The organism is Citrobacter sp. Cpo103, assembly GCF_030332605.1.
Classification (GTDB): Bacteria; Pseudomonadota; Gammaproteobacteria; order Enterobacterales; family Enterobacteriaceae; genus Citrobacter; species Citrobacter portucalensis.
Genome location: NZ_JAOWHO010000035.1, coordinates 11,894 through 24,952, shown reverse-complemented (window position 1 = coordinate 24,952; position 13,059 = coordinate 11,894). Strand labels below are relative to the sequence as shown.

General features: G+C 53.0%; 11 protein-coding genes. 5 read left to right on the top strand and 6 right to left on the bottom strand.

Annotation, left to right across the window (positions count from 1 at the left end; translation table 11 throughout):
• Positions 1-55: 55 nt before the first annotated feature.
• The 3 genes from rho to trxA all read right to left on the bottom strand — a co-directional run bounded on the left by rho (position 56) and on the right by trxA (position 1,982).
• Entirely contained in the window at positions 56-1,315 is a 1,260-nt protein-coding gene (gene rho, locus OGX89_RS16725; RefSeq protein ID WP_002437993.1) for a transcription termination factor Rho, read from the bottom strand.
• A gap of 87 nt (positions 1,316-1,402) precedes the next feature.
• Positions 1,403-1,522, bottom strand: coding sequence for a rho operon leader peptide (locus tag OGX89_RS16720; RefSeq protein WP_049259789.1), 120 nt, complete (start codon positions 1,520-1,522; stop codon positions 1,403-1,405).
• 130 nt (positions 1,523-1,652) lie between these two features.
• Positions 1,653-1,982, bottom strand: a complete 330-nt coding sequence (gene trxA, locus OGX89_RS16715; protein WP_001280776.1) for a thioredoxin TrxA — start codon at positions 1,980-1,982, stop codon at positions 1,653-1,655.
• A 143-nt stretch (positions 1,983-2,125) separates the two neighbouring features.
• Here trxA and rhlB point away from each other — a divergent pair, with 143 nt between their 5' ends.
• Both rhlB and gppA read left to right on the top strand, forming a co-directional pair.
• Complete coding sequence (rhlB, locus tag OGX89_RS16710; RefSeq protein ID WP_003829013.1) at positions 2,126-3,394, top strand: ATP-dependent RNA helicase RhlB; 1,269 nt, start codon at positions 2,126-2,128, stop codon at positions 3,392-3,394.
• Between the two features lie 136 nt (positions 3,395-3,530).
• Complete coding sequence (gene gppA / locus OGX89_RS16705) at positions 3,531-5,012, top strand: guanosine-5'-triphosphate,3'-diphosphate diphosphatase (RefSeq protein WP_003829016.1); 1,482 nt, start codon at positions 3,531-3,533, stop codon at positions 5,010-5,012.
• A 51-nt stretch (positions 5,013-5,063) separates the two neighbouring features.
• On the opposite strand, the gene rep is transcribed toward gppA, so the two are convergent.
• Positions 5,064-7,085, bottom strand: a complete 2,022-nt coding sequence (rep, locus tag OGX89_RS16700) for a DNA helicase Rep (RefSeq protein WP_003829018.1) — start codon at positions 7,083-7,085, stop codon at positions 5,064-5,066.
• 84 nt (positions 7,086-7,169) lie between these two features.
• Between rep and ppiC the strand changes: the two genes are divergently transcribed.
• Positions 7,170-7,451, top strand: coding sequence for a peptidylprolyl isomerase PpiC (gene ppiC / locus OGX89_RS16695; RefSeq protein ID WP_126957733.1), 282 nt, complete (start codon positions 7,170-7,172; stop codon positions 7,449-7,451).
• An 87-nt stretch (positions 7,452-7,538) separates the two neighbouring features.
• Here the strand turns inward: ppiC and ilvC are convergent, their stop codons facing one another.
• Positions 7,539-9,014, bottom strand: a complete 1,476-nt coding sequence (ilvC, locus tag OGX89_RS16690) for a ketol-acid reductoisomerase (RefSeq protein ID WP_003829020.1) — start codon at positions 9,012-9,014, stop codon at positions 7,539-7,541.
• 164 nt (positions 9,015-9,178) lie between these two features.
• On the opposite strand from ilvC, the gene ilvY reads away from it, so the two are divergent.
• Positions 9,179-10,081: an HTH-type transcriptional activator IlvY gene (gene ilvY, locus OGX89_RS16685; RefSeq protein ID WP_003829023.1), complete on the top strand. Its 903-nt coding sequence runs from the start codon at positions 9,179-9,181 to the stop codon at positions 10,079-10,081.
• 172 nt (positions 10,082-10,253) lie between these two features.
• Positions 10,254-11,447 (top strand): enoyl-ACP reductase FabV, encoded by a 1,194-nt coding sequence (fabV, locus tag OGX89_RS16680; protein WP_008787067.1) that lies wholly within the window; start codon positions 10,254-10,256, stop codon positions 11,445-11,447.
• A gap of 63 nt (positions 11,448-11,510) precedes the next feature.
• Here fabV and ilvA read toward each other — a convergent pair whose 3' ends face one another.
• Positions 11,511-13,055, bottom strand: a complete 1,545-nt coding sequence (gene ilvA, locus OGX89_RS16675) for a threonine ammonia-lyase, biosynthetic (protein ID WP_126957735.1) — start codon at positions 13,053-13,055, stop codon at positions 11,511-11,513.
• Between the last annotated feature and the right edge of the window lie 4 nt (positions 13,056-13,059).

The window sequence follows — 13,059 nt, the reverse complement described above, 5'->3', positions numbered from 1 at the left end:
ATCCACAAAAGCAAAACGCCACGTAAAAACGTGGCGTTTTCAGATGATGCCCGAATCAGGAACGCTTCATCATATCGAAGAAGTCGTCATTGGTCTTGGTCATCGCCAGTTTGTTAATGAGGAATTCCATTGCGTCGATTTCACCCATCGGATGGATGATTTTGCGCAGGATCCACATTTTCTGCAGCTCTTCCTGGGTGGTGAGCAGCTCTTCTTTACGGGTACCGGAACGGTTGTAGTCGATAGCCGGGAAGACGCGTTTTTCAGCAATCTTACGAGAGAGATGCAGTTCCATGTTGCCGGTACCTTTAAACTCTTCGTAGATAACTTCATCCATTTTAGAGCCGGTATCAATCAGCGCAGTCGCGATGATGGTCAGGCTACCGCCCTCTTCCACGTTACGTGCAGCACCAAAGAAACGCTTAGGACGATGCAGGGCGTTGGCGTCCACACCACCGGTCAGTACTTTACCGGAAGCCGGTACGACGGTGTTGTAGGCGCGAGCCAGACGGGTGATGGAGTCGAGCAGAATGATAACGTCTTTCTTGTGTTCAACCAGACGTTTCGCCTTCTCGATAACCATTTCCGCAACCTGAACGTGACGAGAGGCTGGTTCGTCAAAGGTAGAGGCAACCACTTCACCTTTCACCAGACGCTGCATCTCGGTAACTTCTTCCGGACGTTCGTCAATCAGCAGCACCATCAGCACGCAGTCAGGATGATTGTATGCAATGCTCTGCGCGATGTTCTGCAGCAGCATGGTTTTACCCGCTTTCGGCGGAGCAACAATCAGACCACGTTGGCCACGACCGATCGGCGATGCCAGATCCAGTACACGCGCCGTTAAGTCTTCAGTAGAACCGTTACCACGTTCCATACGCAGACGAGAGTTTGCGTGCAGCGGCGTTAAGTTCTCAAAGAGGATTTTGTTACGGGCGTTTTCTGGTTTGTCGTAGTTAACTTCGTTAACTTTCAACAGCGCAAAGTAGCGTTCACCTTCTTTTGGCGGGCGAATCTTACCAGAAATGGTATCACCAGTGCGGAGGTTGAAACGGCGGATTTGGCTGGGAGAAACGTAGATGTCATCAGGACCGGCGAGGTAGGAGCTGTCTGCAGAGCGGAGGAAACCAAATCCATCCTGCAATATCTCCAGCACACCGTCACCAAAGATATCTTCGCCACTCTTTGCGTGCTGCTTCAGGATGGCAAAAATAATGTCCTGCTTGCGCATACGAGCCAGGTTTTCAAGGCCCATATTTTCGCCGAGAGTGATCAGCTCAGAAACCGGCGTATTCTTTAATTCGGTAAGATTCATAATGGTGTGAGTTCTTAAACTTGGGGTAAATCTCGAACTTAATGTTGTGAATGGTATGGCAGGGTCATCCATGCCTGTTTACGGCCATCAACTCATGTCTGTTCGCTGTCTGGTCACAGGAAAGTACGCAGAACTGAAACGACAAGACGGATTGAGTGACAAGCCAGGAATCTGTCCACTTCTCGCGCGAGAAACAACGGGAAGTATTGGATATAACTAGATTCAAACTTAATAAGGTATGTTTAATACGAAGTCAACACTAACTTAGCACGACTCAAGTCGGGCGTCCAGTCATCCGAATCATTTCGAAGTAGGGTCGCCCGATCATGAGACTTCCTTACGCTAAATTAGCGTCGAGGAATTCTTTCAACTGACCTTTGGACAGCGCGCCGACTTTCGTCGCCGCAACTTCACCGTTTTTAAACAGCAGCAGGGTCGGGATGCCACGGATACCATACTTCGGCGCGGTGCCTGGGTTTTGGTCAATGTTCAGTTTAGCAACCGTCAGTTTGCCCTGATATTCGTCAGCGATTTCATCCAGAATCGGAGCGATCATTTTGCACGGACCGCACCACTCTGCCCAGAAATCAACGAGGATTGCTCCGTCCGCTTTGAGTACATCCGTGTCAAAACTGTCGTCAGTCAGGTGAATAATTTTATCGCTCATAATAACTCCACAGGAATAAGCCTGGTGCATTGGTGTAGCATTAATCAACGACGTGTTGATGTAGCATTAACCAACTAAAGGTTGACTTTATTTCACCGGATACGCTTTCGTAAAGCAATAGTAAGCTGATATTCTACCACACTATGAGCAAAACACATTTAACAGAACAGAAGTTTTCCGACTTCGCCCTGCACCCAAAGGTGATAGAAGCCCTTGAAAACAAAGGCTTTCATAACTGCACGCCCATTCAGGCCCTCGCGCTGCCGCTAACGCTGGCTGGTCGTGATGTTGCCGGGCAGGCGCAAACCGGTACCGGAAAAACGATGGCGTTCCTGACGTCAACGTTTCATTATCTTCTCTCTCATCCCGCGATTGCCGATCGCAAGGTGAACCAACCGCGTGCGTTAATTATGGCGCCAACGCGTGAGTTAGCCGTGCAGATCCACGCCGATGCCGAGCCGCTGGCACAGACCACGGGTCTGAAATTAGGCCTGGCGTATGGCGGCGACGGTTATGATAAACAACTGAAAGTGCTGGAAAGCGGCGTCGATATTCTTATCGGCACGACCGGTCGTCTCATCGACTATGCAAAACAGAACCACATTAATCTGGGCGCGATTCAGGTCGTGGTGCTGGATGAAGCCGATCGTATGTACGATCTGGGCTTTATTAAAGATATCCGTTGGCTGTTCCGTCGTATGCCGCCAACCACCCAACGTCTGAACATGCTGTTTTCTGCAACCCTCTCATACCGCGTTCGCGAACTGGCGTTCGAACAGATGAATAACGCTGAGTACGTTGAAGTCGAACCGGAACAGAAAACAGGCCACCGCATTAAAGAAGAGCTCTTCTACCCTTCCAACGAAGAGAAAATGCGTTTGCTGCAAACGCTGATTGAAGAAGAGTGGCCAGATCGCGCCATTGTTTTTGCTAACACCAAGCATCGTTGTGAAGATATCTGGGGCAGCCTTGCTGCGGACGGTCATCGCGTCGGTCTGCTGACCGGTGACGTAGCACAGAAAAAACGTCTGCGTATTCTTGATGAGTTCACCCGTGGCGATCTCGACATTCTCGTTGCGACGGATGTCGCTGCGCGTGGCCTGCATATTCCAGCTGTAACGCACGTATTTAACTATGACCTGCCGGATGACTGTGAAGATTACGTTCACCGAATCGGTCGTACCGGACGTGCTGGCGCAAGCGGTCACTCTATCAGCCTGGCCTGTGAAGAGTACGCGCTGAATTTACCCGCAATCGAGACCTATATCGGCCACTCGATTCCGGTAAGCAAATATAACCCGGATGCGCTGATGACCGATCTGCCGAAGCCGTTGCGCTTAACGCGCCCGCGTACAGGCAATGGCCCACGCCGTACCGGTGGTGCTCCGCGTAATCGTCGTCGTTCAGGTTAAGAAAAGTTATGCCTTACACAAAATCATTCAGCCTGTATCAAGGCGGCAAGAAAACGAATCCCGATGAGCTTACTTTAGTAAGTGATTCGGGTGAGAGAACGCAGCCAACACAGATACAGGTTGAAGGATGAAGTGTATGAATTCTACTTCGCTGTATGCGGCAATCGATCTCGGCTCGAATAGTTTTCATATGCTGGTTGTACGCGAGGTGGCAGGAAGCATCCAGACGCTCACGCGTATCAAACGCAAAGTGCGTCTGGCCGCTGGACTCAACGGTGACAATGAGCTCTCTGTTGAAGCGATGGAGCGCGGCTGGCAATGCTTGCGCTTGTTTGCAGAACGTCTGCAGGATATTCCGCATCCACAAATCCGCGTGGTCGCCACGGCAACATTACGCATCGCCGTAAATGCCGATGTGTTTATTGCCAAAGCGCAAGAGATCCTTGGCTGCCCTGTCCAGGTAATTAGCGGTGAAGAAGAAGCGCGACTGATTTATCAAGGTGTAGCCCACACAACCGGCGGTGCCGATCAGCGTCTGGTTGTGGATATTGGTGGCGCCAGCACTGAATTAGTCACCGGTTCCGGCGCACAAACCACCTCTCTGTTCAGCCTGTCGATGGGCTGCGTCACCTGGCTCGAACGCTATTTTACCGATCGTAATCTGGCACAGGAAAACTTTGACGAGGCAGAGAAGGCCGCACGTGAAGTTCTGCGCCCGGTCGCCGACAAACTGCGTTTTCATGGCTGGAAAGTTTGCGTTGGTGCCTCTGGTACCGTCCAGGCGTTGCAGGAAATCATGATGGCGCAGGGCATGGATGAGCGCATTACGCTGGCCAAACTTCAGCAGCTCAAGCAGCGCGCCATTCACTGCGGTCGTCTGGAAGAGCTGGAAATCGAAGGGTTAACGCTGGAACGTGCGCTGGTTTTCCCCAGCGGGCTGGCCATTCTGATTGCTATTTTCACCGAACTGAACATTCAATGCATGACCCTGGCCGGCGGCGCATTACGTGAAGGTCTGGTCTACGGTATGCTGCACCTGGCGGTGGATCAGGATATTCGTAGCCGCACATTACGCAATATCCAGCGTCGCTTTATGGTCGATACAGAGCAAGCACATCGCGTTGCTAATTTAGCGACTAAATTTCTCGATCAGGTAGAAAAAAAGTGGCATCTTGAACCGATTAGCCGCGAACTACTGATTAGTGCCTGTCAGCTGCATGAAATTGGCCTAAGCGTTGATTTTAAACAGGCACCACAGCATGCCGCTTATCTGGTGCGCAATCTCGATCTCCCGGGTTTTACCCCTGCGCAAAAGAAACTGCTAGCAACGCTGTTACTCAACCAGACCAATCCCGTCGATCTCTCTTCGCTCCACCAGCAAAACGCAGTGCCACCGCGCATCGCGGAGCATCTTTGCCGTTTGCTACGTTTGGCGATCATCTTCGCCAGCCGTCGCCGTGACGATCTTGTGCCGGAAATTCAAATGGATGCAAGAAACGAGCACCTGACGGTCACGCTACCAGAAGGCTGGCTGGAACATCATCCGCTGGGTAAAGAGTTAATCGATCAGGAAAGTCAGTGGCAAAGCTATGTCCACTGGCCACTGGACGTTCATTAGATGTTGGTTGCCGGATAGCGCGCGTTTACACGTATCCGGCCTACAAAATACCTACTTCGCTTTGGCTTTCGCCATCATTGCCCGAATATTAGCGATGCTGGCCTGCCCTTTTTGCATCCGCTCCTCAGCGCTCACCACTTTACGCTCTTGCTCCCAGATAACGTCATCCTGTGGCAGCTCCAGCAGGAAACGACTCGGTTCCGGACGCACCAGCTCACCGTACTGACGACGCTCTTTACACAGCGTGAAGATGAGTTCTTTCTGTGCACGCGTAATCCCTACGTAAGCCAGACGACGTTCTTCGTCGATATTGTCTTCATCGATACTGCTCTGGTGCGGCAAAAATCCTTCTTCCATTCCCACCATAAACACGTACGGGAACTCCAGCCCTTTGGAGGCATGCAGCGTCATCAATTGCACCTGATCCAGCTCTTCTTCACTCTCTCCACGTTCCATCATGTCGCGCAGAGTAAAGCGGGTAACGACCTGGGTCAGGGTCATTGGCTCTTCCAGCTCACTGCCTTCCAGCATCTCCGTCATCCAGCTGAACAGCGTATTGACGTTTTTCATACGCATTTCAGCCGCTTTCGGGCTCGGCGAGGTTTCATACAGCCAGGATTCGTAATCAATACCGTGAATAAGATCGCGCACAGCGGCAACCGGTTCGCGCTCCGCCAGGCGCTGAATTTCACCCAGCCAGTGCGTAAAGCGGGTCAGAGAGTCATACCCGCGCCCGGTCAGTGTCTGGCTAAGCCCCATATCAAAGCTGGCGGTAAACAGGCTTTTATTACGCGTCATCGCCCATTCACCCAACTTTTGCAGCGTAGCCGGACCGATTTCACGCTTTGGCGTGTTTACGATGCGCAAAAATGCGCTGTCGTCATCCGGGTTGCTCAGCACACGCAGGTAGGCCAGCAGATCTTTAATTTCCGGACGCGAGAAGAACGATGTTCCGCCGGAAATTTTGTACGGGATACGGTTCTGCATTAGAAACTTTTCGAACACGCGTGACTGATGGTTGCCGCGATACAGGATGGCGTAGTCTTTATATTGAGTCTTGTTCACAAAGTGATGGGCAATTAATTCCCCGGTCACGCGTTCCGCTTCGTGCTCTTCATTATTGGCACTTAGTACCTTCAGCTCAGCACCGTAACCCAGCTCGGAAAAGAGCCGCTTTTCAAAGACGTGTGGATTGTTCGCAATGAGGATGTTCGCCGCCTTAAGGATGCGACCTGATGAACGGTAGTTTTGCTCCAGCTTCACCACCTGCAAAGCCGGAAAATCTTTGCTCAACAGTACCAGGTTCTGCGGACGGGCGCCGCGCCAGGAGTAGATCGACTGATCGTCATCACCCACGACGGTAAAGCGCGCACGTTTCCCTACCAGCAACTTCACCAGCTCGTACTGGCTGGTGTTAGTATCCTGATATTCATCCACCAGCAGGTAGCGGATTCTGTTTTGCCAGCGCTCACGTACTTCTTCATTGCGCTGTAGCAGCAGCGTGGGAAGCAGGATCAGATCGTCAAAATCGAGGACGTTGCACGCCTTCATATGCGCGTCATACAGACCATAGCAGTGGGCAAAAATACGATCGCGCTCGCCCTTTGCGCTGGCTGCCGCCTGCGCTGGCGTCATCAGATCGTTTTTCCAGTTGGAGATCGTCGAGATCAGCTGCTGGAGAATAAGCTTATCGTCTTCGATTAGCCCTTCGGTCAGTTCCTTAAGCAAGGCCACCTGGTCAGTATCGTCAAACAACGAGAAGTTAGACTTCATCCCCAACGCCGCGTATTCACGCTTAATGATATCCAGTCCCAGGGTGTGGAAGGTGGAGATCATCAACCCACGCGCCTCTTTACGACCCAGCGTTTGTGCCACGCGCTCTTTCATCTCGCGCGCAGCCTTATTGGTAAAGGTCACTGCCGCAATATGTCGTGCCTGATAGCCACATTCACGGATCAGATGGGCAATTTTGTTGGTGATAACACGCGTCTTGCCGGAACCCGCTCCCGCCAGCACCAGGCAAGGTCCGGTGACGAATTCGACGGCTTGTTGTTGTCCGGGGTTCAAACGCATAAAGGGTCACTCATGAAAGTCGGGAGGGGAGAATAACAGCGTGGTAGTATAGCCAGCCTTAACCACCCCACTCAAGGCACGATCATGGCAAAAACAGCAGCAGCAGTGCATATCCTTGTTAAAGAAGAGAAACTGGCACTGGATCTTCTGGAGCAGATTAAAAACGGCGCCGACTTCGGCAAACTGGCGAAAAAACACTCCATCTGCCCATCAGGCAAACGCGGCGGTGATTTGGGCGAATTCCGTCAGGGCCAGATGGTTCCGGCATTCGACAAAGTGGTCTTTTCCTGCCCTGTGCTGGAGCCAATCGGCCCGCTGCACACTCAGTTCGGCTACCACATCATTAAAGTGCTGTACCGTAACTAAAAAAGCCGGGTGGCGGCTACGCCTTACCCGGCCTACATTTTACGATTTTGTAGGTCGGGTAAGCGAAGCGCCACCCGACAAGATTTATTAGCCTGCGACCGCAATGCGCTTCATATCGGTCATGTAGCCACGCAGTTTCTGGCCCACTTTCTCGATAGCATGGCCGCGAATCGCATCGTTCACGTCACGCAGCTGCGCGTTGTCTACCGCGCCTTCAGCAATCGCTTTGCCCAGGTCGCCGGTCTGCAGGGTGGTCATGAACTCTTTCAGCAGCGGTACGCAAGCGTAAGAGAACAGGTAGTTGCCGTATTCTGCGGTATCAGAGATAACCACGTTCATTTCGTACAGACGCTTACGGGCAATGGTGTTGGCGATCAACGGCAGTTCGTGCAGTGATTCGTAGTAAGCAGATTCTTCGATGATGCCGGAATCCACCATAGTTTCGAACGCCAGCTCAACGCCCGCTTTCACCATCGCAATCATCAGAACGCCTTTATCAAAGTATTCCTGCTCGCCGATTTTACCGTCGAACTGGGCAGCGGTTTCGAACGCGGTTTTGCCGGTCTCTTCACGCCAGGTCAGCAGTTTCTTATCGTCGTTAGCCCAGTCAGCCATCATACCGGAAGAGAATTCACCGGAGATGATGTCATCCATGTGTTTCTGGAACAGCGGTGCCATGATCTCTTTCAGCTGTTCGGACAGCGCGTAAGCACGCAGTTTCGCCGGGTTAGACAGACGGTCCATCATCAGGGTGATGCCGCCCTGCTTCAGCGCTTCGGTGATGGTTTCCCAGCCGAACTGAATCAGTTTTTCAGCATATGCCGGGTCAGTACCCTCTTCCACCAGCTTATCGAAGCACAGCAGAGAACCGGCCTGCAGCATACCGCACAGGATAGTCTGCTCACCCATCAGATCAGATTTCACTTCCGCAACGAAGGAGGACTCCAGCACACCCGCACGGTGACCGCCAGTAGCCGCAGCCCAGGCTTTAGCAATCGCCATGCCTTCGCCTTTCGGATCGTTTTCCGGGTGAACGGCGATCAGCGTAGGTACGCCGAAACCACGTTTGTACTCTTCACGCACTTCTGTACCCGGACATTTCGGTGCCACCATCACGACGGTGATGTCTTTACGGATCTGCTCGCCCACTTCCACGATGTTGAAGCCGTGGGAGTAACCCAGCGCTGCGCCGTCTTTCATCAGCGGCTGTACAGAACGCACAACGTCGGAGTGCTGCTTGTCCGGCGTCAGGTTAACCACCAGATCAGCCTGCGGGATCAGCTCTTCGTAGGTACCCACTTTGAAGCCGTTTTCGGTCGCTTTACGCCAGGAAGCACGCTTCTCAGCAATCGCTTCTTTACGCAGGGCGTAGGAGATATCCAGACCGGAGTCACGCATGTTCAGGCCCTGGTTCAGACCCTGAGCGCCACAGCCGACGATGACCACTTTTTTACCCTGAAGGTAGCTCGCACCATCGGCGAATTCGTCGCGGCCCATAAAGCGACATTTACCCAGCTGTGCCAGCTGCTGGCGCAGGTTCAGTGTATTAAAGTAGTTAGCCATGATGGTGTACTCCGTGATGTTGTGTTGTGGTGCTTATTATTCGGTTCGCAGATTTGTATTTGCGAGATTGAATCCACATTACAACAGGAAATTTATTGCGGAAATTGATATATTCACAACGTCACATTGCAATTTATGCAACGTAGAAAATCGGAGGCTCGTCTGTGGATTTACGCGATCTGAAAATGTTCCTGCATTTGGCTGAAAGTCGTCACTTTGGCCGCAGCGCGCGGGCAATGCACGTCAGCCCATCCACGCTTTCCCGGCAGATTCAGCGCCTCGAAGAAGACCTCGGCCAGCCGCTGTTTGTGCGCGATAACCGCACGGTTACGCTGACCGAAGCCGGTGAAGAGCTGCGCGTGTTTGCCCAACAGACGCTGTTGCAGTACCAGCAGTTACGTCACACCCTCGATCAACAAGGGCCGTCGCTGTCAGGCGAACTGCATATCTTCTGTTCGGTAACTGCCGCCTACAGCCATCTGCCGCCAATCCTTGACCGTTTCCGCGCCGAGCATCCGTCAGTGGAAATTAAGCTCACCACCGGCGACGCTGCCGATGCGATGGACAAAGTGGTCACTGGTGAAGCCGATCTGGCGATTGCCGGTAAGCCCGAAACACTGCCTGGCGCGGTGGCGTTCTCGATGCTGGAGAATCTGACGGTTGTGTTGATCGCTCCGGCGCTGCCCTGCCCGGTGCGTAATCAGGTATCGGTCGATAAGCCAGACTGGTCGACGGTGCCGTTTATCATGGCCGATCAAGGTCCGGTACGCCGCCGTATCGAGCTGTGGTTCCGCCGTCACAAAATCAGCAACCCATCGATTTACGCCACGGTGGGTGGCCACGAAGCGATGGTCTCAATGGTAGCACTGGGCTGCGGCGTGGCGCTGCTGCCGGAAGTGGTGCTAGAAAACAGCCCGGAGCCGGTACGTAATCGCGTGATGATTTTAGAGCGCAGTGACGAAAAAACACCGTTCGAGCTTGGCGTCTGCGCGCCGAAAAAGCGGCTGCATGAACCGCTGATCGACGCGTTTTGGAAGATTGTTCTGGAACGTAAATCCGCAGAGTAGCGCCAGCGTCAGGTCTAAAATCAGTGGTAGATTCAGTATTGGCGCTCCTTTTCTGTATAATGTCGTGATCCATTGTAGTGGGGGGCTTGTTAACCATCGCGTTAAGCAGGCCAGAACAGACGGTGTCATTGCGCACTTGACAGCGAAAATACAAACTTAATTAGCCATCATTATGATAATCAAACCAAAAATTCGTGGATTCATCTGTACAACGACCCATCCGACTGGCTGCAAAGTCAACGTGGAAAAGCAGATCGAGTATGTTAAGCAGAACGGGAAAATCGAGAACGGCCCGTCTCGCGTGCTGGTGATCGGTGCTTCCACCGGTTACGGTCTGGCTTCCAGAATTTCCGCCGCCTTTGGCAGCGGTGCCGCCACTATCGGCGTATTTTTCGAAAAACCGGGCACGGATACCAAACCAGGTTCCGCAGGCTGGTATAACTCTGCAGCTTTCGACGAAGCGGCCAAGCGTGAAGGTCTGTACTCCAAAAGCATTAACGGCGATGCGTTCTCTGACGAATGCCGTGATGAAGTGATCAAACTGATCAAAGAAGACCTGGGTCAGATTGACCTGGTGGTTTACTCACTGGCTTCCCCAGTGCGTAAAATGCCGAAAACCGGTGAAATCGTCCGTTCAGCGCTGAAGCCAATCGGTGAGGTTTACACTTCTAAAGCGATCGATACCAACAAAGATCAGATCATCACCGCCAGCATTGAGCCGGCTACCGAAGAAGAAGTTCAGAACACCGTCACCGTCATGGGCGGCGAAGACTGGGAACTGTGGATGGGCGCGCTGAGCGAAGCGGGCGTGCTGGCTGATGGCGTGAAAACCGTAGCCTACTCCTACATCGGTACCGACCTGACCTGGCCAATCTACTGGCACGGCGCGCTGGGCAAAGCGAAAGAAGACCTCGATCGCGCGGCGGGAGAACTGCGTAACCAGCTGGCACCGCTGAACGGTTCCGCTAACGTTGCCGTACTGAAGTCCGTTATCACCCAGGCATCTTCTGCGATTCCGGTAATGCCACTGTACATCTCCATGGTCTTCAAGCTGATGAAAGCGCAGGGGATTCACGAAGGTTGTATTGAGCAGATCAACCGTCTGATGACCACCAGCCTGTACGGCGATAAAGTGGCGCTTGATGACAACCAGCGTATCCGTATGGATGACTGGGAACTGCGTGACGACATTCAGCAGGCATGTCGCGATCTGTGGCCGCTGATCACTACCGAAAACCTGGCGCAAGAAACTGACTATGCAGGATACAAGCAGGAATTCCTGAATCTGTTCGGTTTTGCCCTCGACGGTGTGGATTACGATGCTGACGTGAATACCGAAGTCGAATTCGACGTTATCACGCTGTAATCTGCTGATACAGTAGCAAAAAGGGTTCATGTTTTTACATGAACCCTTTTTTAATGGCTGTCGTTAACCCGCTAGGAAGAACCTGAACGCCGGGTTATGTGTTTCATCATGACAGTCATAACCCAGTTCATTCAGCCGCGTTTCGAAATCAGGATCGTGTTCACCCAACTCAAACGCCGCCAGCACACGACCATAGTCAGTGCCGTGACTGCGATAGTGGAACAATGAAATATTCCAGTGCGTCCCCAGGGTATGCAGGAATTTGAGCAACGCCCCCGGCGACTCCGGAAATTCGAAGCTATAAAGACGTTCCTGTAAGGGTTTCGACGGACGTCCACCGACCATATAGCGCACGTGTAGCTTCGCCATCTCGTCATCGGACAGATCCACCACGCTATAGCCGCCCTCATTGAGCAGTTGCAGGATTTCCTTACGCTCTTCCAGCCCACGACTCAGACGTACGCCGACAAAAATGCAGGCGTCTTTCGCATCAGCAAAGCGGTAGTTAAACTCGGTCACCGAGCGCCCGCCCAGCAGTTGGCAAAACTTCAGGAAGCTGCCCTTTTCTTCCGGGATGGTCACGGCCAGCAAGGCTTCGCGCTGTTCCCCCAGCTCGCAACGTTCGGAAACGTAGCGCAGGCCGTGGAAGTTAACGTTAGCGCCGGAAAGAACATGCGCCAGGCGCTCGCCGCGAATATTATGCTGGGCGATGTATTTTTTCATCCCCGCCAGCGCCAGTGCCCCGGAAGGCTCCGCCACCGCACGTACATCCTCGAACAGGTCTTTCATTGCCGCGCAAATAGCATCGCTATCCACGGTAATAATATCGTCGAGATATTCCTGGCACAGACGGAAGGTTTCATCACCAATACGTTTCACCGCCACGCCTTCGGCAAAGAGACCCACTCGCGGCAGATCCACCGGATGACCGGCATCCAGCGCCGCTTTCAGACAGGCCGAATCTTCGGCTTCCACGGCAATCACTTTGATTTGCGGCATCAGCTGTTTAATTAGCACCGCAACACCTGCCGCTAATCCGCCACCACCAACTGGCACAAATACGCGATCGAGATGCGCGTCCTGCTGGAGCAGCTCCAGCGCCAGCGTGCCCTGCCCGGCAATCACCATCGGATGATCGAACGGCGGCACCCAGGTAAACCCCTGCTGCTGCGACAATTCAATCGCTTTGGCTTTGGCTTCATCAAAGTTCGCGCCGTGCAGCAGCACTTCTCCGCCGAAGCTGCGAACGGCGTCGACTTTGATATCGGCGGTAGCCGTTGGCATGACAATCAGCGCCTTCACGCCTAATCGCGCAGAGGAGAAAGCGACGCCCTGAGCATGATTACCAGCCGATGCGGTAATGACGCCATGCGCTTTTTGTTCTTCGGTCAAGCTCGCCATCATGGCATAGGCACCGCGTAGCTTGAAGCTGTGAACGGGTTGACGGTCTTCGCGCTTCACCAGAATGACGTTGTCGAGGCGCGAAGAGAGTTTTTCCATTTTCTGTAGCGGCGTTACCTGTGCCGCTTCGTATACCGGCGCACGCAGTACCGCTCTGAGATACTCGGCGCCCTCAGGAGCGCCGGATAGAGGTTGTGAATCCGCCATGATC

Coding starts and splice junctions, on each gene's coding strand:
- rhlB (WP_003829013.1), top strand. CDS start 2,126: ATGAGCAAAACACATTTAACAGAACAGAAGTTTTCCGACTTCGCCCTG.
- ilvC (WP_003829020.1), bottom strand. CDS start 9,014: ATGGCTAACTACTTTAATACACTGAACCTGCGCCAGCAGCTGGCACAG.
- ppiC (WP_126957733.1), top strand. CDS start 7,170: ATGGCAAAAACAGCAGCAGCAGTGCATATCCTTGTTAAAGAAGAGAAA.
- trxA (WP_001280776.1), bottom strand. CDS start 1,982: ATGAGCGATAAAATTATTCACCTGACTGACGACAGTTTTGACACGGAT.
- fabV (WP_008787067.1), top strand. CDS start 10,254: ATGATAATCAAACCAAAAATTCGTGGATTCATCTGTACAACGACCCAT.
- gppA (WP_003829016.1), top strand. CDS start 3,531: ATGAATTCTACTTCGCTGTATGCGGCAATCGATCTCGGCTCGAATAGT.
- rho (WP_002437993.1), bottom strand. CDS start 1,315: ATGAATCTTACCGAATTAAAGAATACGCCGGTTTCTGAGCTGATCACT.
- rep (WP_003829018.1), bottom strand. CDS start 7,085: ATGCGTTTGAACCCCGGACAACAACAAGCCGTCGAATTCGTCACCGGA.
- ilvA (WP_126957735.1), bottom strand. CDS start 13,055: ATGGCGGATTCACAACCTCTATCCGGCGCTCCTGAGGGCGCCGAGTAT.